The organism is Variovorax sp. V35, assembly GCF_041154465.1.
GTDB classification, from domain to species: domain Bacteria; phylum Pseudomonadota; class Gammaproteobacteria; order Burkholderiales; family Burkholderiaceae_C; genus Variovorax; species Variovorax boronicumulans.
In genome coordinates this window covers 5,188,219-5,212,840 of sequence record NZ_AP028666.1, presented here as the reverse complement: position 1 = coordinate 5,212,840, position 24,622 = coordinate 5,188,219, and the positions used below count along the sequence as shown (strand labels likewise).

The window sequence follows — 24,622 nt, the reverse complement described above, 5'->3', positions numbered from 1 at the left end:
TTTGCGGGCAACTGGACCCGGCAACGAGGACTATTGTCGCATGAGTCGATAATCATGGGTTCGCCGCGCCCGGATCACTGTCCGGACGACCGTGCTTTTACGCAAATCCCAAGCTACCCAAGGTAATCATTCACAGATGGCTCAATACGTCTATTCGATGAACCGCGTCAGCAAGACCGTGCCGCCCAAGCGGCAGCTCTTGAAGGACATTTCGCTCTCTTTCTTCCCCGGCGCCAAGATCGGCGTGCTCGGCCTGAACGGCTCGGGCAAGTCCACGCTGCTCAAGATCATGGCGGGTGTGGACAAGGAATTCGAGGGCGAGGCCCTGCCCATGCCGGGGATGACGATCGGCTACCTGGAGCAGGAACCCAAGCTCAACGCCGAGCACACGGTGCGCGAATCGGTCGAGGAGTCCATGGGCGCGGTGTTCGCGGCCAAGGCCCGCCTCGAAGAGGTGTACATCGCCTACGGTGCCGAAGACGCCGACTTCGATGCGCTGGCGGCCGAGCAGGCCCAGCTCGAAGCCATCATCGCCACCGCCGGCACCGATTCCGAGCACCAGCTGGAAATTGCCGCCGACGCGCTGCGCCTGCCGCCGTGGGACGCCAAGATCGGCCTGCTGTCGGGCGGTGAAAAGCGCCGCGTGGCGCTGTGCCGCCTGCTGCTGTCCAAGCCCGACATGCTGCTGCTCGACGAACCGACCAACCACCTGGACGCCGAATCGGTCGAGTGGCTCGAAGTGTTCCTGCAGCGCTTCACGGGCACCGTGGTGGCCATCACCCACGATCGCTACTTCCTGGACAACGCCGCCGAGTGGATCCTGGAAATGGACCGCGGTCGCGGCATTCCCTGGAAGGGCAACTACAGCACCTGGCTCGAGCAGAAGGGCGAACGCCTGGCGCAGGAGCAAAAGAGCGAAGAAGCCCACGCCAAGGCCCTGAAGAAGGAACTCGAGTGGTCGCGCCAGAACCCGAAGGCACGCCAGGCCAAGAGCAAATCGCGCCTGGCCCGCTTCGAAGAGCTGAGCGACATGGAATACCAGAAGCGCAACGAAACGCAGGAAATCTTCATTCCTGTGGCCGAGCGGCTGGGCCAGCAGGTGTTCGAGTTCCACGGCGTCAGCAAGTCCTTCGGCGACCGCATGCTGATCGACAACCTGAGCTTCACCGTGCCGCCGGGCGCCATCGTCGGCATCATCGGCCCGAACGGCGCCGGCAAGTCGACGCTGTTCAAGCTGCTCGCGGGCAAGGAAAAGCCGGACACGGGCGAGGTCGTCATCGGCCAGACCGTGAAGATGGCCTTCGTCGACCAGCACCGCGACGAGCTGGCGTCCGACAAGACCGTGTGGGAAGACATCTCGAACGGCCTGGACATCATCAACGTCGGCAAGTTCCAGATGGCCAGCCGCGCGTACGCGGGCCGCTTCAACTTCAACGGCGCCGACCAGCAGAAGAAGGTCGGCACGCTGTCGGGCGGTGAACGCGGCCGTCTGCACCTGGCCAAGACGCTGATCGCAGGCGGCAACGTGCTGCTGCTGGACGAACCTTCGAACGACCTGGACGTGGAAACCCTGCGCGCCCTGGAAGACGCGCTGCTCGAGTTCGCCGGCACCGTGATGGTCATCAGCCACGACCGCTGGTTCCTCGACCGCATCGCCACGCACATCCTGGCCGCCGAAGGCGACAGCCAGTGGACCTTCTTCGACGGCAACTACCAGGAGTACGAAGCCGACAAGAAGAAGCGCCTGGGAGAAGAAGGCGCAAAACCCAAGCGCATGCGCTACAAGGCCCTCAAGTAAGACAGGACGCAGGCGGCTTCGGCCGCTTCGACGACCAGAGCGCGCGGTTCCGCAAGGGGCCGCGCGCTTTGTCGTTCAGGGAACGCCGTGGCCGACGAGGTCCGCGTCGAGCCAGCCGCGCAGGCTGTTGACGAAGGCCAGCGCTTCGACGCGCGGCAGCTCGCCCACGCGCACGACCGCTTCGGTCAGTTGCCCGTCGCGCAGCCGGCGCGTGCGGCCGATGCCGTCGAGCAGGCCGCAGTGCAGCGGCGGCGTGACCCAGCGGCCGTCGAGCCGCAGCGCGATGTTGCCGCGCGTGCATTCGGTGATCTCGCCATCGCGGTTCCACAGCAGCGTGTCGAACACGCCCGGCTCGGTGGGCGCAAAGGCCTCGTAGTGCGCGCGGCGCGTGGTCTTGAAGCGCGAGAACTCGCTGTCGGCCTCGTCGAAGGCGCGCGCAGCCAGCTGCAGGCGCACGCGCGGCGGCGGGGTGTCCATGGCGAAGGCTTCGGCGCGCGGTTGCCCTTGCGCGTCGAGCAGCAGGCGCACGCGCCATGTGCCTGCGGCATGCGTGGTGCGCAACTGGTCCAGGCGGTCCGTCACTTGCGCTTCGTGCCACGGATAGCCGAAGTGCGCAGCCGCCCGATGCATGCGGGCCAGGTGCGCAGGCGCATCGCGCAGTACGCCATCGGCTAGCGCCAGGGTTTCGAGCAGTTCGAAGGACGTCATGGTTGCGAAGATACCGCCGCGCCGAGAAAGGCGCGCTTGTGCCGCCACTCGTCCCACTCCGCATCCGCCTGCGCGTCGGCCGTGATGCCGCTGCCGATGCCGCAGCGGGCGGCGTTGCCGCGCAGCGTGACGGTGCGGATCGGCACGTTGAAGGTCGCGTGCCCGCCGGGCCGCACCACGCCCACGGCACCGCAGTACACGCCGCGCGCGTCGGGCTCCAGCGCGCGGATCATGCGCATGGCGCTCACCTTCGGCGCGCCGGTGATGGAACCGCAGGGGAACAGCGCCGCGAACAGGTCGGCCAGCGTCGTGCCTTCGCGCAGCCGGGCCTCCACGTCGGAGGTCATCTGCCACACGGTGGGCAGCGCCTCGGTATGGAAGAGGCGCGGCACGCGCACCGAGAAGGGCTGGGCCACGCGCGAGAGGTCGTTGCGGATCAGGTCCACGATCATCACGTTCTCGGCGCGCTCCTTGGGCACGGTGCGCAGCCGCAGCGCGTGGGCCGCGTCCTCGGTGGGCGTGGCGCCGCGTGGTGCGGTGCCCTTCATGGGGCGCACGAGGATGCGGTCGCCGTCGCGGTCGAAGAACAGCTCGGGCGACACCGACAGCACCTGCTCGTCGCCGGTGTCGATGAAGGCGCCGTAGCCATTGGGCTGCGCCTGCCGCAGCGCATGGAACCAGGCCTGCGCGTCGCCGTCGAAAGTGGCGCGCAGCGGCGCCGTGTAGTTGAGCTGGTACAGCACGCCGTCGGCGATGGCGCGGTGGATCGCCTGCATGTTGCGGTCGAAGGCTTCACGCGAGAGGTCGGCTGTCCATGCGACGGGCGCCACGGCGGGCACCGGCGCGTCGGGCCACGGCAATGCTGCGTCGTGCACGCCGAACCAGGCCAGTGGCCCGTCGGGCGCATGCACCTCGAACGCCGGATCGAACGCCGCGGCGGCCTCGTAGCGCAGGTGGCCGACGCACCAGCGGCCTTCGCGGGCCAGCGCCTCGACGGCCTCCAGCACGGGGCGCACCTCGTGCGGCGCATGGGCGACGAGCACGCGCACGGGCGCGCCGAAGGCAGCGCGCAGCCGGGTCGCCCCGTCGGTGCGCGGGTCGGCGAAATCGATCAGCGTGGACAGCAAGCGCGCGCCCGGGCCTTCTTGTCAGGTGGCCGCGCGGACCGGCGCGGCGGCTGCTGCGCCCGCCGATCCCGCGAGCGCCCGCTTGCGCACCGCGTAGATGTTGTTGCGCAGCGCATAGAGCTCGTCGGCGTACGACAGCGGCACGGCCACCTTGTTGACGACGCGGTCGAGGTCGTCGAGTTCTTCCAGCAGCTTGTCGCGTTCGGCCTGGCTCTGGCGCCCGTCCACCTTGGCCTCGATGTCGCGCAGCCGCGCGTACCAGCGGAACACGCGGCGGCGCACGCGGAACTGGTACAGCGGCGGGATCACGCGGCTCAGCGGCAGCATCAGCACCAGCACGCCGCCCAGCACCAGCCACATGCGCTCGACCAGGTTGCTGGCCCAGAACGGCAGGTAGCGCTGCCAGAACGGCGGCGTGCCGTTGATCGCGCGGTCGCCCTCGGGGCTCACGGGCAGTTCGCTGGTGCGGGTGTTGGGGAAATCGCGCGCGCGATTGAACCAGCCGGCGTCGCTGTGCACGGTCTGCGCGGCCTGCGCGAACAGCTGGCGCAGGGCCGGGTGGGTCTCGTCGCGCGACAGCAGCGAGGTGGTGGCGGCCAGCAGCGACACGTCGTGCAGCGGCAGGTCTTTCGACAGGTCGACCACGCCGCGCGGCAGCGACACGGCCGAGAGGAACGGAAAGCGCCGCGTGTAGGCCTCGGCCTGGCCGAAGTCCATGAGCTGGATGTCGCCGGCGCGCAGCAGCCGCTGCACCTGCGGCGACTGCGGCGCCGAGAACAGCACGATGGCGTCGAGCAGCCCGGCCTGCAGCGCCTCGGCCGCGGCGGCCTGCTCGAGGTTCGACAGCAGCAGGTCGTCGGGCCCGAGCCGGTTGGCCTTGAGCAGCCGCTCCATGATTTCGGGCAGCCCGCTGCCCGGCAGGTCGACGTTCACGCGCAGGCCGCGCAGCTGCGTGAGCGAGGTCAGCGTGCCGGTCTTGCGATCGATCTTCTGCGCGGTGTCGGTGCGGTAGAAGAGCCAGATGGGCTCGAAGAACAGCGCGCCCAGCGAGCGCAGGCCGGCCTCTTCGTCGGCCACCGGGTCGGCGCTTCCGCCGCGCACGAAGGCCACGTCGGCGCCGCCGGTGCGCAGCAGTTGCAGGTTCTCGGTCGAGCCCGAGGTGGCCTTGAGTTCGACGGTGATGCCGCTGTGCTTCAAGGCGTCGGCGTAGCGCTTGCCGAACTGCGCATAGGCGCTGCCCGTGGGGCCGGTGGCCAGCGTCACGTGCTTGGGCGGCTGCGGCTGCAGCCACCAGTAGGCCGCAATCAGCAGGCCGATGACGATGAACACGATCGGGCCGGCCGAGGCGATCAGGTCGCGGATCGACAGCAGGATCAGCTTCAGGGTGCGGGGAAACGCCATGGGGTGCCTCGTCGTGCGTTGCGCGGGTCAGCTGCGCGGTGCGGCCAGGTCGGCGGCGCAGGGAATGTGCAGCTCGCCCACGGTCACCGCGCGCGCCGCGCGCACCGCGCGCACGGTGGCGATGGCGGTGGCCTCGGCGGCCATGGTGCTCAGCACGGTCATGCCGGGCGCGTCGCCTTCGAGCGGCACGCGGCCGGTGGCCAGTGCGAACAGCGTGTCGCCGTCGCTCATGGTGTGCACCGGGTTGATGGCGCGCGCCAGGCCGTCGTGCGCCACCATGGCCAGCCGGTTGGCCTGCACCTTGGTCAGCACCGCGTCGGTGGCGATCACGCCGATGGTGGTGTTGGTGCCCGCCAGCAGCGGCTTGGGCAGGTCGCCGCGCAGCAGCGCGCGGCGCGTGTCGAGCAGGGCGGCGCCGTCCTCGGTGCGCGCGCCGGCCACGGGCAGGGCGGTGTCGGGGTCGATCACGTCGCCCAGCGAATTGACCGCGATGAGTGCGCCCACCGTGACGCCGCCGACGGTGACCGAGGCGGTGCCGATGCCGCCCTTCATCGCGCGGTGCACGCCGAAGAGCTTGCCCACCAGTGCGCCGGTGCCCGCGCCCACGTTGCCTTCGGCGGGCGCGTCGGTCGAGGCGGCTTCGCAGGCGGCGTAGCCTGCGGCTGCGTCGGGGCGGATGCGCGCGTCGCCCATCGGCAGGTCGAACAGCACGGCGGCCGGCACGATGGGCAGGGTGCCGAAGCGCACGTCCATGCCGACGCCGCGCTCTTCGAGCCAGCGCATCGCGCCCTCGGCGGCGGCCAGGCCCCAGGCGCTGCCGCCCGCGAGCATGACGGCGTGCACTTCCTGCACGAGGTTGCCGGGCGAGAGCAGGTCGGTTTCGCGCGTGCCGGGCGCAGCGCCGCGCACATCGACACCGGCCACGGCGCCGTCGCGCGCAATGATCACGGTGCAGCCGGTGGGGCGGCGGGTGTCGGAAAAATGGCCGACTTCGATGCCGGCGACGTCGGTGATGGCACCGGCGCGAGAAGAGGGGGAAGAAGACGCAGCGGACATGGCGGCCGATTATGGGACCGCGACCTTTACGATCCCCACAATGACAGTTGCAAGAAGTTTCTCCCCCGAGGGCGGCAGCCGCCACGTGGTGGTGATCGGCGCGGGCGCGGTGGGCTGTGCCACCGCCATCGAGGCTCTGCGCGCGGGCCTGCGCGTGACGCTGGTGGAGCCCGGCGAGCCGGGTGGCCCGCAGGCCACGAGCTACGGCAACGCCGGCTGGCTGTCGTCGCACTCCGTGGTGCCGCCCGCGCTGCCGGGGGCCTGGCGCAAGGTGCCGGGCTGGCTGGCCGACCCGCTCGGGCCGCTGGCGTTGCGCTGGCGCCACCTGCCGCGCGCGCTGCCGTGGCTGTTGCGCTACCTGGCCTCGGGCTGGACCGAGGCGCGCGTGCAGCGCACCGCCGACGCATTGCGCACGCTGCTGGCCGATGCGCCCGCGCTGCATGCGCAACTGGCCGCCGAGGCCGGCGTGCCGCAGCTCATCGAGCGGCGCGGGCTGCTGCATGCCTACCGTTCGCGCGCCGAGTTCGACGGCGACGCGCTGGGCTGGCGCGTGCGCCGGCGCGCCGGTGTCCAGTGGGAAGAATGGCCGGCGGACGAACTGCACCGCCGCGAGCCCGATCTGGCCGCGCGCTACACGCTCGGCATCTTCGTGCCCGAAGCCGGCCACTGTCGCAATCCGGGCGCCTACGTGGCGGCCCTGGCGCACCATGCGCTCGCTGCGGGCGCCGAACGCGTCGCCGCTCGGGCCACCGGCTTTCGCATCGAGGGCGGCCGGCTGCGCGCCGTGCGCACCGAGGCCGGCGAGATCGCCTGCGATGGTGCTGCCATCTGCGCCGGCGCGCGCTCGGGCCCGCTGGCCGCGGCGGCAGGCTCGGCGGTGCCGCTGGAGTCCGAGCGCGGCTACCACGTGGTGATCGATGGCGCCACGGCCGGCCCGCGCACGCCGACCATGGTGGCCGACGGCAAACTCATCGCGCACTGGATGGACGGCGGCCTGCGCGCGGCCGGCCAGGTGGAGATCGCGGGCCTCGAAGCGGCGCCCGACTGGCGCCGCGCCGAGATCCTGCACGCGCATCTGCAATCGATGTTCCCGTCGCTGGCACCGCCCGCGCCCGGTGCGTCTTCGGTGGCGCACTGGCTCGGACACCGCCCGAGCCTGCCCGACGGACTGCCGTGCATCGGCCCGTCGGCGGCCAGCGGCGACATCGTGCTGGCCTTCGGGCATGGCCACGTCGGCCTGTGCGGCTCGGCGCGAACCGGGCGGCTGGCGGTGCAACTGCTGGCGGGCGTTGCGCCGGAGATACCGCTGGCGCCCTTCGATCCGGGGCGCTTCAGGTCCTGAGGTTCAGTTCGCCGGCGTGATCGACAGCACGGTGAGTGCGCCGTCGACCTTGTCGACGGTGAACTTCACCTTGTCGCCGGCCTTCACCTTGGCGAGCAGCGCCGGGTCGCTCACGCGGAACACCATGGTCATGCCGGTCATCTCGAGGTTCGGGATGTCGCCGTGGCGCAGGGTGATCTTCTTGGCGTCGGTGTCGACCTTGCGGACTTCGCCGTCGACCTGGGGCAGCGCGGCCTGCGCGAACGCCGCGGCGGCGAGCACGAGGGTGGAGAGGGCGGTGAGGACTTTTTTCATGGTCGGTGTTCCTTCCTTGTTTGGATGGGATGAAGGGTGAAGAGGGGCTCAGCGGTAGCTCTGGAAGACGCGCGTGCTGCCGTCGGCCAGCACCAGCAGCACGTCGTAGGCGTCGCGCCGGTCGCCGTAGGCCGGGCCGTCCATGCCGGGCGAGCCGATGGGCATGCCGGGCACGGCCAGGCCGATGGCCTTGGGCTTTTCCTTCAGCAGGCGCTGCATCTCGCGCGCCGGCACGTGGCCTTCGATGGCGTAGCCGCCGACGCGGCCGGTGTGGCACGAACCCAGCTTGACTGGAATACCGAGCCGCTCGCGCGCGGGGCCGTTGCCCTCGTCGTGCACGCGCGTGGCAAAGCCGTTCTTGTTGAGGTGCTTGACCCAGTCCTGGCAGCAGCCGCAGTTCGGGTCTTTCCAGATCTCGACCATCGGCGCGGCGGCCTGCGCGGCGAGCGGCAGGGACGCGGTGGCGGCGGCGAGTTTCAGGAGGGTTCGTCGTTGCATGGTGGGGTTCCTTTCAGTGGGTCATCGTGCGGGCGCGGCAGCGGCCCGCACGCGCACGCGGCCGGCCATGCCGAGTTCGTAGTGGTCCTTCACGAGGCAGGCGAAGTCGAAGTCGCCGGCGCGGTTGAAGGTCCAGATCAGTTCGCCGGTCTTGCCCGGCTGCACATGCGCCATCCAGGGCTCGTCGTGCTCCATGCCGGGGTGCTTCTTCATCATGGCGGCATGGTCCTCGATGACGGCGGTGGTGCCAAGCACGAGCTCGTGCAGGTCCTTGCCGCGGTTCTTCAGCCGCAGGCGGATGGTGTCGCCTTCACGCACCTCGAGGACCGAGGGCGTGAAGGTCATGTCGTCGGCCATCGCGATGTCGATCGTGCGCTTCACGGCGCTGGCCTTGCCGGCGATGCCCCAGGCTTTCTGCTCGGGCGCGAGCGAGGCGGCAGCGGTGCCAGTTTTGGGTGCGTGGCTTTCGTGGGCCGTGGCGAGCGTGGTGACGGCTGCGAGTGCGAGGCCGGCGACGAGGGTGGAGAAACGGGTGTTCATGAATGGAATCTCAAAAAAGTTGGATCGATGCGATCAGTGGTTGTGGGCCCCATGGCCCGAGGGCTTGCGCACGGTGGCGCTGCCGCTGTCGGGGCTGGCGGGCGCGGCGCCCGTCTTGCGCGGCGCCACGGGCGCACCGCTGGCCGACACCTCGCGCGCGACCGTGCCGGCCGGGTGCTTGAACCAGCCCGGGTCGCGGTAGTCGCCCGGCTTCTGGTCGCGCCGCACCTTCAGCAGCGTGAACATGCCGCCCATCTCGGCCGAGCCGAAGGGGCCGGTGCCGGTCATCATGGGCACGGTGTTCTCGGGAATGGGCATTTCCATCTCGCCCATGTCGGCCATGCCCTTGTCGCCCATCACCATGTAGTCGGGCACGAGCTTCTTGATTTTTTCGGCCACGCCCTTGTGGTCCACGCCGATCATGGTCGGCACGTCGTGGCCCATCGGGCCCATCGTGTGGTGCGCCTTGTGGCAGTGCAGCGCCCAGTCGCCTTCCTCGTCGGCAATGAACTCCATCTGCCGCATCTGGCCCACCGCCACGTCGACCGACACCTCGGGCCAGCGCGCGGTGCGCGGCACGGGGCCGCCGTCGGTGCCGGTCACCTCGAACTCGTGGCCGTGGATGTGGATCGGGTGGTTGGTCATCGTGAGGTTGCCCGCGCGGATGCGCACGCGGTCGCCTTTGCGCACGTTGAGCGTGTCGATGGCCGGGAACACGCGGCTGTTGAAGCTCCAGATGTTGAAGTCGGTCATGGTGTTGACCTTGGGCGTGGCGCTGCCGGGCTCCACGTCGAAGCTGCCGAGCAGGAAGCAGAAGTCGCGGTCGACCTTCTCGATCAGCGGATGCTCCGCCTTCGGGTGCGTGACCCAGAAGCCCATCATCCCCATCGCCATCTGCACCATCTCGTCGGCGTGCGGGTGGTACATGAAGGTGCCGGGGCGGCGCGCCGTGAACTCGTAGACGAAGGTCTTGCCCGGCGGGATGTGCGGCTGCGTGATGCCGCCCACGCCGTCCATGCCGTTGGGCAGGCGCTGGCCGTGCCAGTGCACGGTCGTGTGCTCGGGCAGCTTGTTGGTCACGAAGATGCGCACGCGGTCGCCCTCGACCACCTCGATGGTCGGGCCCGGCGACTGGCCGTTGTAGCCCCACATGTTGACCTTGAAGCCGGGCGCCATCTCGCGCACGACGGGTTCGGCGACGAGGTGGAATTCCTTGACGCCGGCGTTCATGCGCCAGGGCAGCGTCCAGCCGTTGAGCGTGACGACGGGGTTGTAGGGCCGGCCGTTGGGCGGCACCAGCGGTGGCGCGGTGGCGGTCGATGCCTGCGTCACCGGCTCGGGCAGCGCGGCCATGCTCACGCGGCTCACGGTGGTGGCGGCCACGGCCGTGGCGGCGCCCGCAAAGAAGTTGCGACGGTTCATGTCAGTGGCCTCCCGCCGCAGGTTCGTTGGTGGCGGCAGTTTGCAGGGCCGTCATGCCGCCGGGCGAACTGCCCGTGAGCACCAGCTGCAGATCGGTGTCGGCCAGCCAGAAATCGCGCTGGGCCTCCATGCCGGCGTTCACGGCGAGCATGCTGGCGCGCGTTTCGCCGAGCAGCTCCCACACGCTGGCGAGCATGCCGTTGTAGCGCAGCACCATCTCCTCGTTGACCTGCTTGCGCAGCGGCAGCACCTCGTCGCGGTAGCGGCGCGCCAGGGCGTAGGCGGTGTTCCAGCCCTGCCAGGCTTCGCGCGCCTCGCTGGCCGCGAGCACGCCCACGTCGCGCACGCGCGCGGCCGACTGCAGGTACTGCGCCTCGGCGCGGCCGCTGCGGGCCTGGCCCCAGTCGAAGATCGGAATCGGCAGCTCGAGCTCGAAGCCGCGCGTGGTCGATTTCGAGCGATCGGCGTCGTTCTCGAAGGTGGTGTTGCGCACCACGCCCAGCTCCATCGCATTGATCATGCGGGTGGCGTGCGTCAGGCCGAGCGAACCGGCCACGGCCGTGTTCTGCGCCCGCGCCGAGCGCACGTCGAGCCGGTCGCGCAGCGCCAGGGCCTGCACGTCGCCGAGCTCGGGCGCGGCTTTCGGCAGCGGCGGCAGGCGGTCGGGCAGGGTGTAGCCGGTGCGCGCGCCGCTCAGGCCCAGCAGGCGCGTGAGCTGTTCGCGGCTGGCGACGGCCGCCTGTTCGGCGCGTGCGAGCTGCGCGGACGCGTCGGCCAGCAGCAGCTGTTCGCGCGTGCGCTGCAGCGCGCTCCAGTTGCCGACCTGGGCCATGCGGTGCGCCAGTTCGGCGCCGGCCTCGGTGGCGTCCTTCGCATCGCGCAGGTAGCTCACGCTCTGCTGCGCGGCCACCGCGCGCACCCAGGCGCGGCGGGTGTCGGCGGCCAGCAGCAGCACGCTTTGCGCGGCCTGCAGCTTGGCGGCCTCGTGCCGCTGGCCGGCCCATCGCGCCTGCCACGGCAGCGTGAGGAGGCCCACCACGTTGAAAGTCAGCATGCGCTCGAACTCGCGCTCGCTGCCCTGCGCCAGTCGGCTGAAGGACAGCACCGGGTTCGGCAGGCTCGCGGCCTGCACGCGGTCGGCGTCGCTCAGTTGCAGCGTGGCAAAGGCGTCCTGCACGCGCGGGCTGTTGACGAGTGCGATGCGCACGGCGGCTTCGGCGTCCAGCGGCTTGGCCAGCAGCGCGTCGACGCTTTGCTGCGAGGCATCGTCCGGCTTGCGTTGAGCCGCGGCGCCGGCCATGAGCGGGTTGCCGTCGACCAGCGCCTGCACGTCGCCGGCGCCGCCGTCGGGCGACAGGCTGGCGCAGCCGGCGAGCACCAGCGCAGCGGCCAGCGCGGCGGCGGTTCTGAGGAATAAAAGGTGACTTTTTCGCCCGAGGGGCGGGCTATCTGTTCGATAGCAGGGGATGCCGGCATACGGCCGGCGAGCAAGGGAATTCACGAGCGATCTCCATGGGCAATACGGCGAACGCTGCGAGCCGGCAAAGGCTCACTGCGGACGGACTACGGGCAGGAAGATCAGGAAATGGGCGGCTTGAAGCCCAGGACGGGCTCGGCGCTGGCAAAGCGGGCCGCGTGTGCGGCCGGCGGCGCCTGGGGCGCCGCATGCGGGGTGTCGACCAGCGGCATGCCGCCGAGCGCCACCGTGTGGCAGACCTGGCAGGCGACACAGGTGCCGCAGTTCGCGTGGTCGGTGCCGTGGGACTGTTGCGTGTCGCCGCTGGTGCCGTGCATGGCCGCCATGTCGTGGCCGGTGTCGGCCTCCATGGTGGCGTCATGGCAGTGCGATTCGGCGATGCCGTTTGCCGCGGCCACCACCGCCTCGGCGGCGGGCAGCGAATGCCGCACCATCTCGAGCGCCATGGCGTCGCCGAGCCAGCCGCGGATGGGCAGCAGGGCGATCATGAGGGCGAGCAGCAGGGTGCGCATGGTTGGGCGCGATGATAAACCGGGGCGGGGCGTCAGCGCCTCAAGACACCAGCTGGCCGCGGGCCTTGTCGACCCACACCTGCAGGTTGTCGAGCAGGTCTTTCTGGCTGAACGAGCAGCTTTCCTCGCTGAACAGCGCACTCGATTCGAGGCGGTCCAGCAGGTTCAGCAGCACCTCGCCGTAGCGCGGCGGCAGGGCGCCGAGCAGCTCGGTGCTGGCGCGCGCGGCCGTGGAGAGCGTGGCGACCGAGCCGCCGCCGCCTTGCAGCGCGGCGATGCCCGAGGCGATGGTGTCGAGTTGCGTCACAGTGCTCATGAGGTGGCCTTCGCTGGTGGTGGCAGTGCCAGCCCGCGTTCGCGCATCAGGTCGCGCAGCACGTCGGGGTAGTCGGTGATCAGGCCATCGGCGCCCGCGTCCATGAGCCGCACCATGTCGGCGCGCTGGTTCACGGTCCAGGGCACGACCTTCATGCCGAGCTTCTGCGCCTCGCGGATGGCGGGGGCGCCCAGGTCGGCGTGCGCCGGCGACCAGATCAGCGGCCCGGCCGATGCACCGGCCGCGGCCTTCACGAGCTGCGGCACCGAGGCGAAGCCGGCGGCGTCAAGGCCGGCGGTCCAGCGGCTGTCCTTCAACGTGCGGGGCGTGGTGAGGTAGGCGCGCGACAGCTGCGGCGCGAGCTGGCCGACCAGCGCGAGCGTGCGCCAGTCGAAGCTCTGGATGGTCACGCGGTCGGCCATCTTCGCCTTGTCGATCTCGGCCAGCAGCGCGCGCACCATGGGCTCGGGCGCGGCGGTTTCGTCGGGCTTGGTCGGGTCGATCTTGGTCTCGATGTTGAAGTGCACCCGCGCGGCATCGGCGCCGCGCGCCTGCACCTGCGCGAACAGCGCGGCCAGCGTGGGAATGCGCTCGCCGTCGCGCGGCTGTTGCAGCGCGAACTGCTTGCCGTAGTTGCTCTCGGGGTTGAGGCGGCCCACGTCGTAGGTCTGCAGCTGCGCCAGCGTGAGCGAGCGCACGGAAGGGGCGGGCTTGGCCGTGAGCCAGGCGCCGCGCGCGTCGCGCGTGTGGTCGGCGTTGAGCGCCGTGTCGTGCGACACCACCACCACGCCGTCGGCCGTGAGCCCGATGTCGAGTTCGAGCGTGGTCACGCCCAGGTCCATCGCGTTGGAGAACGCGGCCAGCGTGTTCTCGGGCGCCAGGCCGCGTCCGCCGCGGTGGGCCTGCAGGTCGAAATGCTGTTTCGCCTTCGGGGCGATGGCGGCGCAGCCGGCGCCGACGAGCGCAGCGGCGATCAGGACAAGAAGGACGGCGCGATGTTTCATTTGAGTTGCACTTTGATGCCGTTGTCTTGCACCGTGATGTCGCCGACCTCGTAGGTCTTGCGGCCGACCGTGAGTTCGTCGGCCGTGAAGCTGCGCAGGATCTGGCCCTGCAGCAGTTCCTGTGCGACCACCGCGCCGACCTTCTGCAGGCGCTCGGCGTCGCGGCCCTCCACGCCCTGCAGCTCGAGGCGCTCAGCCTTGGGCTGATCGAGCCGCAGCGCGCGTGCCGCCGCGTCGTAGCGCAGCGCGCTGCTCACCGACACCACGCCCTGCACCGGCGAGGCCGCCAGCAGCGGGCTGGCGATGGTCAGCGTGGCCGTGATGGCGGCGCGGTTGGCGCGCCCGTCCAGGCCCAGTTGCGGGTCGCGCAGCCCGACCATGAAGATCTCGGCATAGCGCTCGGCCACCGGAAAGCGCTTGGCGATCTGCGACTGCAGCTCCTCGCGCGTGGCGGTGTACTCGTTGGTGAAGAAATTGAAGCCGGCCAGCGCCGCGAACGGTGCGGGCAGGGCGGCGGCGCCCAGCAGCGCACGCAGCACCCGACGGCGGAAATGAGAGGGCGGGGTTCGGTCGGTCATGGAGCGTGCGAGCTTGCCACAGGCGATGAGGTTCCCGCCAGCGCCGAAGGGGCGCGTCGGCGTGTCGGACGGTCAGCCGTCGACGCGCAGTTCGTAGCGCGCAAACGTCCCGCCGCGCAGGTCGATGCAGCTGTGCAGCGCGAAGCCGAAGCCTTCGTACAGCGTGCGCAGCGCGGTGCGGTCGGCCACGCAGTCCAGCCGCAACCAGGGGCGCCCGAGCGCGCGGGCGTGGTCGCACGCATGGCCCAGCAGCGCGCGCGACACGCCCCGGCCCGCCCAGGCGCGGCGCACGGCCAGCTTGTGCACGAACAGCGCGCTGCCGGGCGCGATCTCGGGCCAGAACGACGGGTCTTCCAGATCGAGGCGCATCACGCCGGCCCAGTCGCCGTTCTCTTTCGCCACCACGTAGCGGCCGGCGTCGGTGTCGCGCTGGATGCGTTGGAGGCCGGTGTCGGCGGCGCTCCAGAGCGGGCGTCCGCCCTCGGCGAGCCATTGCGCGGCTTCGGTCAACACGGCCGCGACGGCGGGCGCTTCGGTGGACAGGGCGGGTTCGATGTGCATCGGCGCGCAGCTTACCGGCACCGGTGTCAGGCGTGCCGGATCACGTGGAAGCCTTCCTCGGCCGTGGGCGGCACGAAGTGGCGGGTGATCAGGTCGAACTGCGCGTCGGAGGTCTCGAACGGGTGCTCGCCCGCCGCGTTGCGCGCCCGCAGCCGCGTCTTGCAGACCTCGTCCGGCACGTCGAGAAAGTGCAGCTGGTGCGCCGCGCCGGCCTGCTCGAAGAGGCCGCGCGCCCAGGCGCGGTGGCTCACCGTGTTGGCCGGAAAGTCGAGCACCACCGACACGCCGGCGCCCAGCAGCGCGCAGACGTGCTCGCCCATCGCCTGCTTGAGCCGGCCCGCGGCGCGCACGTAGTCGGGCAGTGGGTGGATTTCGCCGGGGTAGAGCGCGGCGAGCCAGGTGTCCTCGCTGATGCACACGGTGGCGGGCGCCTGCGCCAGGCGCCGGGTCAGCGTGGATTTTCCGGCGCCGATCTTGCCGCAGACCATGTGGAGCACGGGCGGTGGGGGTGGTGTCGATGTCATTCGGTCTCCTGCGGGTGGGGGAACAAACCCCGGGAGACGGACAAGAAAAACCCGCCTCCTGGGGCGGGTTGCATGGCGTGGTTTCGAACCGTGCGCTAGCCGACCCGCTCTCGCGAGAGCGGGCGAATGATCGATGCGGTGCGAAGGCAGGCCATGGGCTCGAGGGTAACCCGGCGCGGGGCGCGCGGGGAAGCGGCGGCGATCACGCCTTTGCCGATCGCACGTCATTGACCGGGCTGCGGCGTGAACCAGGAACCACGGTTTGAAATGCACCGGAAATTCCTGTTGGGCAGATTGCGCTCATTCGTGAATCCAATTCGATATTTTTGTTATCTGTGTAATTATTTGCATTTATTCCATTTTCTATATTCTGCGTCGATGTAATTATTAAGAACTAATTTGAATTTCTTATTGAGGGCTGTCAAAAAATACGTGCTAAAGAAGCGAGCCGATTTTTTCAAGGACGAAAGCCACGGAAATCGGTGGGCCGTGAGGCTCCCCGGCCCGCACTTTGGAGCGCCTCATGGACGAATTCCTGATCGCCGTCGACGCCGAAGACCGCCCCCTGCACGCGGTCGAGAAGATGAGCGCCCACCGCGAGGGCGTCCTGCACCGGGCGTTCTCGATCTTCCTGTTCGACACGCATGGACAGGTGCTGCTGCAGCAGCGCGCGCTGGGCAAGTACCACTCGCCCGGCCTGTGGAGCAACAGCTGCTGCGGGCATCCGCGCCCCAGCGAGGCAACGGGCGCAGCCGCCGTGCGGCGGCTGCACGAAGAGCTGGGCCTGCGGTGCGCGCTGCAGCCGGTGGCGGCCTTTCTCTACCGGGAGGCGGTGTCCGCGGAGCTGGTCGAGCACGAGTACGACCACGTGTTCGTCGGCATCGCGCGCGACCTGCCGCAACCCGACCCCAGCGAGGTGCGCGCATGGCGATGGCTGGCGTTGCCCGACCTGCACCGCGAACTGGCGCGCGCCCCGGCGCACTTCACCATCTGGCTGCACCGCATCGCCGAACGCTTCGGGCCGGAAGGCCTGGGGTCCTGGCGGGAACGCGCGTTGGCGGCGGGGTGAGGCGCGCTTCGCCACGGGCTCGCAAGGCCCACCGGTTGCCGTGGTTTTTTTGTCCCATCGCATGTAATTCCAAAGTTCTATATAAGAAAATTTCTCTTCAACGAGAACATTTATTGCACTAAATTGTCAATTCGCTCTCGGCGATGCCTTACAAGCCTGAGGGTCGGGTAATTCAAGGATTTGATGAGAAGGAATCACCTCTGTTGAATTGATTGAATCCGTGGTTTTTTGTCCGTGGTCATGGGAATTCACGCAATTAGAGTTCCCCGTTGCGTGGCCTTTTTTGCCATTCGATGCGATTGAATTGCTTTGAAAGAAGGCAGACATGAAGCAGAAGAGCGAACAGGCCGAGGTGTCCCTGTGCCCGTCCACGACAGCCCCCGGCTGAGAGGTGGCCGTGGTGTTGCGCATCACCTTCCGGCAGCTGGAGGCCTTTCACTGGGCCGCGACGCTGGGCTCCGTCAACGCGGCGGCCCGCCACCTCTTCGTCAGCCAGCCGGCCATCACGGCCCGCGTGAGGGAGCTCGAAGGCATCCTCGGGCACGCGCTGTTCGCGCGCAGCCAGCAGGGCGTGCAGCTGACCGCGGCCGGCTGCGAACTGTTCCAGCAGGTGCAGGTCGTGTTGCAGGCCGGCGAAGAGGTCGAGCGGCGCGGTGGGCGGCCGCTGCCGCCGCAGGCCGCCGGCCTGCTGTGCGGCATCGACGAATCGCAGCAGCGCCTGTAGCCCGCCAGGGCCGGGTCAGTCGTGCAGCGACGAAAGAAACTGCTTCAGCTCCGGCGTCTGCGGCGCGCCGAACAGCTCCGCCGGCGGGCCCATCTCGTGCACGCGCCCCTGGTGCATGAAGATCACGCGGTCGCTGACCTTGCGCGCAAAGCTCATCTCGTGCGTGACCATCAACAGCGTCATGCCTTCGTCGGCCAGCGACTCCACCACGCGCAGCACCTCGCCCACCAGCTCGGGGTCGAGCGCCGAGGTGATCTCGTCGCACAGCAGCACCGCCGGTTCCATCGCGAGCGCGCGCGCAATGGCCACGCGCTGCTGCTGGCCGCCCGACAGTTGCTCGGGCATCGCATCGAACTTCTCGGCCAGGCCCACGCGTTCGAGCAGCTTGCGCGCCTGCGAGGCGGCTTCCATCGACGATCGCTTTTTCACCAGCGTGGGCGCCAGCATCACGTTCTTGCCGACCGTGAGATGCGGGAACAGGTTGAAGCCCTGGAAGATCATGCCCACGCGCTGGCGCAGCGTGCGCATGGCCATCGCGCTCTCGTGCAGGAGCGGCTTGCCGTCGACCGTGAGCGCACCTTCCTGGAACACCTCGAGCCCGTTGATGCAGCGCAGGAGCGTGCTCTTGCCCGAGCCGCTCTTGCCGATGATGGCGATCACCTCGCCGCGCTTCACATCGAGGTCGATGCCCTTGAGCACCTCGTTCGTGCCGTAGGACTTGCGCAGCGCCGTGATGCGCACGATGGGCGCGGCGAACGGTGCGGCTTCGGGTTGTGGTGTTGGTTCAAGCACGGCGGCCATGGGTCTTCCTCTCGAGGGTCTTGGCGTACAGGCTCACGGGGAAGCACAGCACGAAGTAAAGCAGGGCGACGCAGCTGAACACCACGAAGGGCTGGAAGGTGGCGTTCGAGATCATGCTGCCGGCCTTGGTGAGCTCGACAAAGCCGATCACCGACGCCAGCGCCGTGCCCTTGATCACCTGCACCAGGAAACCGACCGTCGGCGCGATGGCGATCTTCACGGCCTGCGGCAGGATCACGTGGCGCATCTGCTCGCCGAAGCTCAGCGCCAGGCTGCCAGAGGCCTCCCACTGGCCCTTGGGGATCGAGGCCACGCAGCCGCGCCAGATCTCGGTGAGAAAGGCGCTGGTGTACAGCGTGAGCGCCACGCTCGCGGCGGTCCACGCCGACACGTCGATGCCGAACAGCGCGATGCCGAAGTAGGCGAGAAACAGCTGCATCAGCAGCGGCGTGCCCTGGAACAGCTGCACGTACAGGCCTACGGCCCGCTGCGCCGCCTTGCCGCCGCGCAGCCGCGCGAACAGCAGCAGCGCGCCCACGAGCCCGCCGCCGACGAAGGCGATGAGCGAGAGCACGACGGTCCAGCGCAGCGCCATCAGCAGGTTGCGCAGGATGTCCCACAGAGAAAAATCGACCATGGTGCAAGGGCCTCGCGTTCAGCGGCCGAAGAAGAAGCGCGGCCCCGCCCACTGGAGCAGGCGGCGCAGCGCCACGGCCAGCGCCAGGTAGATGAGCGTGGCGACGATGAAGGATTCGAAGGCGCGGAAGTTGCGGCTCTGGATCAGGTTGGCCGCATAGCTCAGCTCCTCGGTCGAGATCTGCCCGCACACCGCCGAGCCCAGCATCACGATGACGATCTGGCTCACCATCGCGGGCCACACCTTCTTGAGCGCCGGCGGCAGCACCACGCGCAGGAACACCTGCGCCTTGCTGAGCGCCAGGCTCACGGCCGCCTCGATCTGCCCCTTGGGCGTGGCCTCGATGCCGGCGCGGATGATCTCGGTGGAGTACGCGCCCAGGTTCATTACCATCGCGATCACCGATGCCACCTCGGGCGAGAGCTTCACGCCCGCGGCCGGCAGCCCGAAGAAGATGAAGAACAGCTGCACGATGAAGGGCGTGTTGCGGATCAGCTCCACGTAAGCACCCACGAGCGCGCGCAGCCACGCCGGCCCGCCCGAGCGGGCCCACGCGCACAGCGTGCCCACGGCCAGGCCGAGCACGGTACCCACGGCCGTGAGGCCCAGCGTCCACGCCACGCCGCGCAGCAGCAGCGGCCACTCGGCGAGCACCGCGCCGAAGTCGAATTCAATGCCCATGGCCGCGCCTTCAGCTCAGACCGGCAGGTCGCCGGCGACCTTGCCGAGCCACTTCTTGGACATCGCGTCGAGCGTGCCGTCCTTCTTGGCGGCGGCAATGATCTCGTTGACCCGGGTCTTCAATGCGGTCTCGCCCTTCGCGATGCCGATGAAGCAGGGGCTGTCTTTCAGCAGCAGCTTGTACTCGGCGCTCACCTTCGGGTTCTTCGCGAGCATGTCGCCGGCCACCGCCGCGCTGGTGGCGAGGGTCTGCGTCTGGCCGGCCACGAAGGCGGCGATCGTCGCGTTGTTGTCCTCGAAGCGGCGGTAGTCGACGTTCGGCGGCGCCACCTTGTTCAGTTCCTGGTCTTCCATGGCGCCGCGCGTCACGGCGACGGTCTTGCCGGCCATGTCGGCAAAGCTCGTGAGCTTCATGCTCTTGGCCGCATACACGGCCTGGAAGAAGGGCGCGTAGGCCGCGCTGAAGTCGATCACCTTCTCGCGCTCGACGTTCTTGCCGAGCGTGGAGATCACGAGGTCGGCCTTGCGCGTCTGCAGGTAGGGAATGCGGTTGGCGCTCGTCACCGGCACCAGCTCGACCTTCACGCCGAGCTTGGCGGCGACGAGCTGCGCCATCTCCACGTCCAGGCCCTGCGGCTGCATGTTGCGGTCGACCGAGCCGTACGGCGGGTAGTCGGTGGGCACGGCGATCTTGATGGTCCTGGCCTTGAGCACGTTGTCGAGCGCGTTCTGCGCCTGGGCGGCGCCGGTGGCGGCCAGCAGGGCGACGCTGGCCAGCGCGAGGGCGAGGCGGCGGGTGGCGAAAGAGGTCATAGCAGGGCTCCTAGGTAGGTCGATGAATCGGTGGTGGCGTCGTCGGCGGGCGCGGCCTTGCGGCGGCGCTTCGGCGCGGGGGTGTTGTTCAGCGGTGCCAGCGCATCGCGCAGCTGCGCGAGCGGGTCGGCGGGCGCCTGGACGCGCAGCGCCGACTGCACCGTGCCGATGTGTTCGGCCATCAGCGCCTCGGCGGCGGCGTGGTCGCCGCGCTCCAGCGCCGCGACGATCTGCACGTGGTCTTCGCACGACTGCACCGCGTCGTGCGTGCTCTGGTAGAGCATGGCGATCAGCGTGGTGCGCGCGGTGAAGTCGCGCAGCGTGTCGGCCAGCAGCGTGTTGCCCAGGCACTCGGCCAGGCACACATGGAAGTCGCCCAGCAGGAAGCTGCGGTGGCCGACGTCGCTCTCTTTCAGTGCGGCCTTTTCACGCTGCAGGTGCGCCTTCAGCTGGCGCAGGGCGGCCTTGTCGATCTTGTCCGTACTGCGGATGAGGCCGAGCTCGATCACGCGCCGCGCCTCGAAGGCTTCGCGCGCCTCGTCCTGCGAGGGCTCGATGACGAACCAGCCGCGCCGCGCGCTCACCGTGACGATGCCGCGCGCGGCCAGCCGCGTGAGCGCCTCGCGCACGATGGTGCGGCTGCAGTCGAACAGCATCGCCAGCGGCTGCTCGCCCAGGCGCGCGCCGGGCGCGAGCTTCTGCGCCATCACCGCTTCGACGATGCGTGCACTGATTTCGGATGCGGAGATGGCCATGGGCCTGCATATCAGCAGCTTCCGTGCCAACTGGTATGCAAGCCGTGTGCACCGAAATGGGCCGGCCGTGGTGCGCCGGCGGTGCGCGCTACCGTTTGCCGAGCGCGCTGCGGGGCAGGGCCAGCAGCATGAGCAGCGCCGACAGCACCAGCGCGCCGCTCAGCACATACAGGCTGGCCGTGAAGCCGCCCGTGAGCGTCTTGAGCGCGCCCACCATCATCGGCGCCACCAGCCCCGCGCTGCCGCCGATGGTGCTGATGAGCGCAATGCCCGCCGCCGCCGCGCTCCTGGACATGAAGCTGCCGGGAATCGCCCACAGCACGGTGAAGGCGCTCGAAATGCCCATCGACGCCAGCGCCAGGCACAGCACGGCGGCGATGGGGCTCTGCATGAAGAGCGTGGTCAGCGCCAGCCCGGCCGCGCCCGCGAGCGCGCCCAGCGCGAAGTGCCAGCGGCGCTCCTGGTGCCGGTCGGAGTGGCGCCCCACGACGATGTTGGCCGCGATGCCCGCAACGGCGGGAATCACCGAATAGAAGCCGATCTGCAGCACGCTGAGCCCCATCGACTTCAGGATCGTCGGTTGCCAGAACGACAGCGCGTAGATGCCCAGGATGATCAGGAAGGACATGAAGCCGATCAGCCACACGCGCCCGTCGCGCATCGCCGCGCCGAAGGTGTGGCGCCCGGCGCCGCCGTGCGCGGCCTGGTCCTCGGCCAGCAGGTGGGCCACGCGCTGCTTCTCGGCCGCTGAAAGCCACGGCGCCTGCGCCGGGCTGTTCGACAGCGTGCGGAAGGCGATGACGCCCAGCAGCACGCTCGGCAGCCCTTCGAGCAGGAACAGCCATTGCCAGCCGCGCAGCGCCAGCACGCCGTCCAGGTAGGTCATCGTGAGCCCGGCGATCGGCCCCGCGACGATGGGCGCCGCGCCGAAGGCCATGAAGAACAGCGCGGTGGCCTGCGCGCGGCGGCGCGAGGGGAACCACAGCGTCAGGTAGAACAGCACGCCCGGCGCAAAGCCGGCCTCGAACACGCCGATGAGAAAGCGCAGCACGTAGAACTGCGTGGGCGTGGTGGCGAACATCATCGCCGCCGAAGCCAGGCCCCACAGGCCCATGATGCGCAGCAGCGTGGCGCGCACGCCGATCTTCGCGAGCATCAGGTTGCTCGGGATCTCGAACACCGCGTAGCCCAGAAAGAAGATGCCGGCCCCCAGACCGAACACCGCGTCGCTGAAGCCCAGCTGGTCCTTCATCTGCAGCTGCGCGTAGCCGACGTTGGTGCGGTCCAGGTAGTTCAGCACGTAGCAGGCGCACAGCAGCGGCATCAGGCGCCAGGTGATCTTGCGAAAGAGCGCGGCGTCGTCGCGCGCATCGGCCGAGGCCGGCGTGCGCGCGCCGGCGGCGGCGTCGAGGGTGGCGGTGTTCATCGGTGTGTCTCCTTTTCTTGTTGGCTGTGGTGCGTGCGCCGGGCGGATCAGGCCGGCACGAGCGCGCCGAAGCTGGTTTCGCCCCACAGGTGGCTGGTCGGCGCGCCCGGAAACAGCCAGTGCGGCGAGCACTCGGCCGACGGCACGACGTTGCTGAAGCCGTGCAGCGCCGAGGTGCCCGCGAGCGTCTTCTCGAGCACCATCGACAGGTACTGGTCGTTGCTGCTTTCCTGCGTGTTGCCGTTGAGGATCACCTCGGCGCCCGTGGCCTGCGCATAGCGGCGGATGCCGTTGTGGCGCGACTGCAGCGGCGCCCAGCTGTCGGCCGCCACGCCGTTCTCGCTGCTCACGCGCAGGCCGTCGCCCGTGCGGTACACCAGCGAGTGGTTGCCTTCGGTGTGCCCCGGCGTGTGCACCAGCGCGACGCCGGGACCGAGCTGCAGGCTGCCGTCGAAGGCGGCGATGCGTTCGGGCGGAACCCCGTCCAGGCCGTGCGGGCAGTACCACTCGGCCTGCACCGGCAGCAGGCCCTGCACGTTCGCGAGCTCCTGGCGGTGCACCAGCAGCTTCGCGTTCGGCAGCAGGCCCGGTGCGTTGGCGCTGCCGAGCCAGCGGCGCACGTCCTGCGTGTGCAGGTGGTCGTAGGTGATGTGGTCGATCTGTTCGGGCGCCACGCCGCAGCTGGCGAGCGCCTGAAGCACGGTCTGGTAGACCGGCGCGATGGCCTTGTGCAGGAACTTGGGCGTCTGGTCGCTCAGGCGCTTGAAGTAGGGCGTTGCGTTTCCGGCTTCGAAGTCGGCCGGCGTGAAGAGCAGCGTGCGCAGCCGGCCCTCGAAGTCGTCGTACTGGACGAGCACGGTGCGCGCCAGCAGATGCACCATGTGCGGCTTGAGCAGCTGCTGCGAGTACACGCCGGTGAAGGCGAACCACGCGGGGTACGGAATGCGCAGCAGGTTGAAGCTGCGCGCGAAGTGCACGGGCGGCGCATCGAGCAGCCGCTCGCGCAGGGCTTCGGCGCCGTGGCGGATGGCGCGCAGGCGGTCTTGCGGCATGGCGGCGTGGCGCGTGCCGTCGAGTTCGGTGATCTGCGCGAAGCCGGTGGGGTCGGGGTCTCGGGTCATGGGGGTCTCCTGTGTCTGGATGCGTGGGCTGCTTGCTTCGTCGCTCAGTACATCGAGCGCCCTCCGGAGATATCGAACACCGCTCCGGTGCTGAACGAGCACTCGTCCGAAGCCAGCCACGCGGCCATCGCCGCCACCTCGTCGACGTCGACAAAGCGCCCCATCGGCACGCGCGAGAGCAGGGCGGTGCGCAGCTGTTCGCGGTGCTCGGCGGGCACGTCCGCGAAGACGGCCGTGTCGGCCGCCGACGGCGTGATGCAGTTCACCAGCACGCCCGACGAGGCCAGCTCCTTGCCGAGCGACTTGGTCAGCGCGATGAGCCCGGCCTTCGAGGCCGAGTAGGCGGCGTTGAAGCCGTTGCCTTCCTTGCCCGCGACCGAGGCGATGTTGACGATGCGCCCGCGCCGCTGCGCGAGCATCAGCGGCGCGACGGCGCGGCAGCACAGCCAGGCGCCCGTGAGGTTGATGTCGAGCACGTGGCGCCATTGCGCGGGCGTGTGCTCCCACGCGGGCACCGTCGGCCCGAGCACGCCCGCGTTGTTGACGAGCACGTCGACGCGGCCGAAACGCTCCTGCGACTGCGAAGCCGCACAGGCGATCTGGTCTTCGTCGCGCACGTCGACCAACGATGTGACCACGGTGCCCAGCGGCGCCAGTTGCGCCATTGCATCCGCCAGCGTCGCAGCCTCGACATCCCACAGCGCGACGCTCGCGCCGTTCGCGAGGCAGCGCCGCGCGATGGCCAGACCGATGCCGCGCGCGCCGCCGGTCACGATCGCATGGCGTCCTTCGAGTGGCCGGGCGGGCGTGCCGGTCATGCCGTGGCGGCCTCGGCCCGCGGGGCGGTTTGGCCGAGCAGGCCGGCAACCAGCCCGCCCACCATCTCCGGGGGCACGCCCACGAGCAGCTGGCGCAGCATCGTCAGCGTGTCGAAGTACACGCGCTCGCACACCAGCCGGTCGCCCTCGAAGATGAAGAAGGCGTTCATGCGGCAGCGAAAGCTGTTGCCCGTCGGCGGCAGGCCCTTGAGCGGACCGCGGTGCGTGCCGAGCAGCCAGAACTCCACGATCACCGAATCGTCGGCATGGCGCAGCTGGATGATCTCGTGGCGCTGGTCGGGGAAGGCGCGGCGCGTGTCGGTGTAGTACTGGCGCACGTCGGCGATGCCGTCGTGCACCTCGCCGCTGGGAATCAGCTCGTAGTGCGGGTGCGGGAAGGTGCCCAGCACCGCGTCGAAATCCTGCCGCGTCTCGTCGGCGAAATGGTCGAGCACGAGGCGCTCGCGGCGGGCTTGCAGGTCGGTCAGTGTGGTCATCGGGGTGTGCTCCATGCGACAGGGGTGACAGGGGACATCGGGTTGCCGCGAATGCGTCGACCCGGGTGGCCTGCGTACTATCGACAGCCCCTCGACGCCAGACTGTCCGGTGTTGGCAATCG

At 69.6% G+C, this 24,622-nt stretch carries 26 protein-coding genes and 1 pseudogene; 4 read left to right on the top strand and 23 right to left on the bottom strand.

Annotated elements, in window-relative coordinates; translation table 11 throughout:
• The first annotated feature begins 136 nt into the window (after positions 1-136).
• The gene (ettA, locus tag ACAM42_RS23965; protein ID WP_062475998.1) at positions 137-1,798 is read left to right on the top strand and encodes an energy-dependent translational throttle protein EttA; all 1,662 of its coding nucleotides are present in this window, start codon (positions 137-139) and stop codon (positions 1,796-1,798) included.
• 75 nt (positions 1,799-1,873) lie between these two features.
• Here the strand turns inward: ettA and pabB are convergent.
• The 3 genes and pseudogenes from pabB to ACAM42_RS23950 form a co-directional block, all read right to left on the bottom strand.
• Positions 1,874-3,630: pseudogene (gene pabB, locus ACAM42_RS23960) on the bottom strand (aminodeoxychorismate synthase component I).
• A gap of 24 nt (positions 3,631-3,654) precedes the next feature.
• Positions 3,655-5,034, bottom strand: coding sequence for a TAXI family TRAP transporter solute-binding subunit (locus tag ACAM42_RS23955; RefSeq protein WP_062475995.1), 1,380 nt, complete (start codon positions 5,032-5,034; stop codon positions 3,655-3,657).
• A 27-nt stretch (positions 5,035-5,061) separates the two neighbouring features.
• Complete coding sequence (locus ACAM42_RS23950) at positions 5,062-6,090, bottom strand: P1 family peptidase (protein WP_369629645.1); 1,029 nt, start codon at positions 6,088-6,090, stop codon at positions 5,062-5,064.
• A gap of 40 nt (positions 6,091-6,130) precedes the next feature.
• On the opposite strand from ACAM42_RS23950, the gene ACAM42_RS23945 reads away from it, so the two are divergent.
• The gene (locus tag ACAM42_RS23945; RefSeq protein ID WP_369629644.1) at positions 6,131-7,432 is read left to right on the top strand and encodes an NAD(P)/FAD-dependent oxidoreductase; all 1,302 of its coding nucleotides are present in this window, start codon (positions 6,131-6,133) and stop codon (positions 7,430-7,432) included.
• Positions 7,433-7,435: 3 nt separating this feature from the next.
• On the opposite strand, the gene ACAM42_RS23940 is transcribed toward ACAM42_RS23945, so the two are convergent.
• The 11 genes from ACAM42_RS23940 to ACAM42_RS23890 all read right to left on the bottom strand — a co-directional run bounded on the left by ACAM42_RS23940 (position 7,436) and on the right by ACAM42_RS23890 (position 15,158).
• Positions 7,436-7,726: a copper-binding protein gene (locus ACAM42_RS23940; RefSeq protein WP_062475985.1), complete on the bottom strand. Its 291-nt coding sequence runs from the start codon at positions 7,724-7,726 to the stop codon at positions 7,436-7,438.
• Between the two features lie 48 nt (positions 7,727-7,774).
• A complete protein-coding gene (locus ACAM42_RS23935) occupies positions 7,775-8,224 on the bottom strand; it encodes a DUF411 domain-containing protein (protein ID WP_369629643.1) in 450 nt (149 codons plus the stop codon).
• Between the two features lie 21 nt (positions 8,225-8,245).
• Complete coding sequence (locus ACAM42_RS23930) at positions 8,246-8,764, bottom strand: plastocyanin/azurin family copper-binding protein (RefSeq protein ID WP_369629642.1); 519 nt, start codon at positions 8,762-8,764, stop codon at positions 8,246-8,248.
• Between the two features lie 33 nt (positions 8,765-8,797).
• Positions 8,798-10,186 (bottom strand): multicopper oxidase family protein, encoded by a 1,389-nt coding sequence (locus ACAM42_RS23925; protein ID WP_095948997.1) that lies wholly within the window; start codon positions 10,184-10,186, stop codon positions 8,798-8,800.
• Between the two features lies 1 nt (position 10,187).
• Positions 10,188-11,687, bottom strand: a complete 1,500-nt coding sequence (locus ACAM42_RS23920) for a TolC family protein (RefSeq protein ID WP_369629641.1) — start codon at positions 11,685-11,687, stop codon at positions 10,188-10,190.
• 77 nt (positions 11,688-11,764) lie between these two features.
• Positions 11,765-12,175, bottom strand: coding sequence for a hypothetical protein (locus tag ACAM42_RS23915; RefSeq protein ID WP_369629640.1), 411 nt, complete (start codon positions 12,173-12,175; stop codon positions 11,765-11,767).
• A 40-nt stretch (positions 12,176-12,215) separates the two neighbouring features.
• The gene (locus tag ACAM42_RS23910; protein ID WP_070062497.1) at positions 12,216-12,491 is read right to left on the bottom strand and encodes a hypothetical protein; all 276 of its coding nucleotides are present in this window, start codon (positions 12,489-12,491) and stop codon (positions 12,216-12,218) included.
• Positions 12,488-13,495: a glycerophosphodiester phosphodiesterase gene (locus ACAM42_RS23905; protein WP_369629639.1), complete on the bottom strand. Its 1,008-nt coding sequence runs from the start codon at positions 13,493-13,495 to the stop codon at positions 12,488-12,490. Before ACAM42_RS23905 ends, ACAM42_RS23910 begins: the two co-directional genes overlap by 4 nt.
• Positions 13,492-14,073, bottom strand: a complete 582-nt coding sequence (locus ACAM42_RS23900) for a DUF1439 domain-containing protein (protein WP_369629638.1) — start codon at positions 14,071-14,073, stop codon at positions 13,492-13,494. Before ACAM42_RS23900 ends, ACAM42_RS23905 begins: the two co-directional genes overlap by 4 nt.
• Before the next feature lie 72 nt (positions 14,074-14,145).
• Positions 14,146-14,634, bottom strand: coding sequence for a GNAT family N-acetyltransferase (locus ACAM42_RS23895; RefSeq protein ID WP_369629637.1), 489 nt, complete (start codon positions 14,632-14,634; stop codon positions 14,146-14,148).
• A 26-nt stretch (positions 14,635-14,660) separates the two neighbouring features.
• Positions 14,661-15,158 carry an AAA family ATPase gene (locus ACAM42_RS23890; protein ID WP_369629636.1) on the bottom strand — a complete coding sequence of 166 codons (498 nt, stop codon included), beginning with the start codon at positions 15,156-15,158 and terminating at the stop codon, positions 14,661-14,663.
• A 523-nt stretch (positions 15,159-15,681) separates the two neighbouring features.
• On the opposite strand from ACAM42_RS23890, the gene idi reads away from it, so the two are divergent.
• Together idi and ACAM42_RS23880 are read left to right on the top strand one after the other, a co-directional pair.
• Positions 15,682-16,227 carry an isopentenyl-diphosphate Delta-isomerase gene (idi, locus tag ACAM42_RS23885; RefSeq protein ID WP_369629635.1) on the top strand — a complete coding sequence of 182 codons (546 nt, stop codon included), beginning with the start codon at positions 15,682-15,684 and terminating at the stop codon, positions 16,225-16,227.
• A gap of 397 nt (positions 16,228-16,624) precedes the next feature.
• On the top strand, positions 16,625-16,951 hold the full coding sequence (locus ACAM42_RS23880) for a LysR family transcriptional regulator (protein WP_369629634.1): 327 nt from the start codon (positions 16,625-16,627) through the stop codon (positions 16,949-16,951).
• 15 nt (positions 16,952-16,966) lie between these two features.
• Here ACAM42_RS23880 and ACAM42_RS23875 read toward each other — a convergent pair whose 3' ends face one another.
• The 9 genes from ACAM42_RS23875 to ACAM42_RS23835 form a co-directional block, all read right to left on the bottom strand.
• Positions 16,967-17,752, bottom strand: a complete 786-nt coding sequence (locus tag ACAM42_RS23875) for an amino acid ABC transporter ATP-binding protein (protein ID WP_369629633.1) — start codon at positions 17,750-17,752, stop codon at positions 16,967-16,969.
• Complete coding sequence (locus ACAM42_RS23870) at positions 17,736-18,389, bottom strand: amino acid ABC transporter permease (protein WP_354343738.1); 654 nt, start codon at positions 18,387-18,389, stop codon at positions 17,736-17,738. Before ACAM42_RS23870 ends, ACAM42_RS23875 begins: the two co-directional genes overlap by 17 nt.
• A gap of 18 nt (positions 18,390-18,407) precedes the next feature.
• On the bottom strand, positions 18,408-19,070 hold the full coding sequence (locus ACAM42_RS23865; protein ID WP_062475944.1) for an amino acid ABC transporter permease: 663 nt from the start codon (positions 19,068-19,070) through the stop codon (positions 18,408-18,410).
• A 15-nt stretch (positions 19,071-19,085) separates the two neighbouring features.
• Positions 19,086-19,883, bottom strand: a complete 798-nt coding sequence (locus ACAM42_RS23860) for a transporter substrate-binding domain-containing protein (RefSeq protein ID WP_369629632.1) — start codon at positions 19,881-19,883, stop codon at positions 19,086-19,088.
• Positions 19,880-20,638 (bottom strand): GntR family transcriptional regulator, encoded by a 759-nt coding sequence (locus tag ACAM42_RS23855; RefSeq protein WP_159275933.1) that lies wholly within the window; start codon positions 20,636-20,638, stop codon positions 19,880-19,882. The genes ACAM42_RS23860 and ACAM42_RS23855 overlap by 4 nt, the downstream gene beginning before the upstream one ends.
• A gap of 88 nt (positions 20,639-20,726) precedes the next feature.
• On the bottom strand, positions 20,727-22,064 hold the full coding sequence (locus ACAM42_RS23850; protein WP_369629631.1) for an MFS transporter: 1,338 nt from the start codon (positions 22,062-22,064) through the stop codon (positions 20,727-20,729).
• A gap of 47 nt (positions 22,065-22,111) precedes the next feature.
• On the bottom strand, positions 22,112-23,185 hold the full coding sequence (locus ACAM42_RS23845) for a hypothetical protein (protein WP_369629630.1): 1,074 nt from the start codon (positions 23,183-23,185) through the stop codon (positions 22,112-22,114).
• A gap of 44 nt (positions 23,186-23,229) precedes the next feature.
• Complete coding sequence (locus ACAM42_RS23840; protein ID WP_369629629.1) at positions 23,230-24,003, bottom strand: SDR family NAD(P)-dependent oxidoreductase; 774 nt, start codon at positions 24,001-24,003, stop codon at positions 23,230-23,232.
• Positions 24,000-24,500: an ester cyclase gene (locus ACAM42_RS23835; RefSeq protein ID WP_223301409.1), complete on the bottom strand. Its 501-nt coding sequence runs from the start codon at positions 24,498-24,500 to the stop codon at positions 24,000-24,002. The genes ACAM42_RS23840 and ACAM42_RS23835 overlap by 4 nt, the downstream gene beginning before the upstream one ends.
• Between the last annotated feature and the right edge of the window lie 122 nt (positions 24,501-24,622).

What these genes read in the sequence shown, in the direction of transcription:
- ACAM42_RS23835 (WP_223301409.1), bottom strand. Translation starts at nt 24,500, where the DNA reads ATGACCACACTGACCGACCTGCAAGCCCGCCGCGAGCGCCTCGTGCTC.
- ACAM42_RS23930 (WP_369629642.1), bottom strand. Translation starts at nt 8,764, where the DNA reads ATGAACACCCGTTTCTCCACCCTCGTCGCCGGCCTCGCACTCGCAGCC.
- ACAM42_RS23850 (WP_369629631.1), bottom strand. Translation starts at nt 22,064, where the DNA reads ATGAACACCGCCACCCTCGACGCCGCCGCCGGCGCGCGCACGCCGGCC.
- ACAM42_RS23950 (WP_369629645.1), bottom strand. Translation starts at nt 6,090, where the DNA reads ATGTCCGCTGCGTCTTCTTCCCCCTCTTCTCGCGCCGGTGCCATCACC.
- ACAM42_RS23905 (WP_369629639.1), bottom strand. Translation starts at nt 13,495, where the DNA reads ATGAAACATCGCGCCGTCCTTCTTGTCCTGATCGCCGCTGCGCTCGTC.
- ACAM42_RS23855 (WP_159275933.1), bottom strand. Translation starts at nt 20,638, where the DNA reads ATGGCCATCTCCGCATCCGAAATCAGTGCACGCATCGTCGAAGCGGTG.
- ACAM42_RS23845 (WP_369629630.1), bottom strand. Translation starts at nt 23,185, where the DNA reads ATGACCCGAGACCCCGACCCCACCGGCTTCGCGCAGATCACCGAACTC.
- ACAM42_RS23875 (WP_369629633.1), bottom strand. Translation starts at nt 17,752, where the DNA reads ATGGCCGCCGTGCTTGAACCAACACCACAACCCGAAGCCGCACCGTTC.
- ACAM42_RS23945 (WP_369629644.1), top strand. Translation starts at nt 6,131, where the DNA reads ATGACAGTTGCAAGAAGTTTCTCCCCCGAGGGCGGCAGCCGCCACGTG.
- ACAM42_RS23900 (WP_369629638.1), bottom strand. Translation starts at nt 14,073, where the DNA reads ATGACCGACCGAACCCCGCCCTCTCATTTCCGCCGTCGGGTGCTGCGT.
- ACAM42_RS23940 (WP_062475985.1), bottom strand. Translation starts at nt 7,726, where the DNA reads ATGAAAAAAGTCCTCACCGCCCTCTCCACCCTCGTGCTCGCCGCCGCG.
- ACAM42_RS23870 (WP_354343738.1), bottom strand. Translation starts at nt 18,389, where the DNA reads ATGGTCGATTTTTCTCTGTGGGACATCCTGCGCAACCTGCTGATGGCG.
- idi (WP_369629635.1), top strand. Translation starts at nt 15,682, where the DNA reads ATGGACGAATTCCTGATCGCCGTCGACGCCGAAGACCGCCCCCTGCAC.
- ACAM42_RS23840 (WP_369629629.1), bottom strand. Translation starts at nt 24,003, where the DNA reads ATGACCGGCACGCCCGCCCGGCCACTCGAAGGACGCCATGCGATCGTG.
- ACAM42_RS23955 (WP_062475995.1), bottom strand. Translation starts at nt 5,034, where the DNA reads ATGGCGTTTCCCCGCACCCTGAAGCTGATCCTGCTGTCGATCCGCGAC.
- ACAM42_RS23865 (WP_062475944.1), bottom strand. Translation starts at nt 19,070, where the DNA reads ATGGGCATTGAATTCGACTTCGGCGCGGTGCTCGCCGAGTGGCCGCTG.
- ACAM42_RS23910 (WP_070062497.1), bottom strand. Translation starts at nt 12,491, where the DNA reads ATGAGCACTGTGACGCAACTCGACACCATCGCCTCGGGCATCGCCGCG.
- ettA (WP_062475998.1), top strand. Translation starts at nt 137, where the DNA reads ATGGCTCAATACGTCTATTCGATGAACCGCGTCAGCAAGACCGTGCCG.
- ACAM42_RS23860 (WP_369629632.1), bottom strand. Translation starts at nt 19,883, where the DNA reads ATGACCTCTTTCGCCACCCGCCGCCTCGCCCTCGCGCTGGCCAGCGTC.
- ACAM42_RS23935 (WP_369629643.1), bottom strand. Translation starts at nt 8,224, where the DNA reads ATGCAACGACGAACCCTCCTGAAACTCGCCGCCGCCACCGCGTCCCTG.
- ACAM42_RS23915 (WP_369629640.1), bottom strand. Translation starts at nt 12,175, where the DNA reads ATGCGCACCCTGCTGCTCGCCCTCATGATCGCCCTGCTGCCCATCCGC.
- ACAM42_RS23895 (WP_369629637.1), bottom strand. Translation starts at nt 14,634, where the DNA reads ATGCACATCGAACCCGCCCTGTCCACCGAAGCGCCCGCCGTCGCGGCC.
- ACAM42_RS23890 (WP_369629636.1), bottom strand. Translation starts at nt 15,158, where the DNA reads ATGACATCGACACCACCCCCACCGCCCGTGCTCCACATGGTCTGCGGC.
- ACAM42_RS23925 (WP_095948997.1), bottom strand. Translation starts at nt 10,186, where the DNA reads ATGAACCGTCGCAACTTCTTTGCGGGCGCCGCCACGGCCGTGGCCGCC.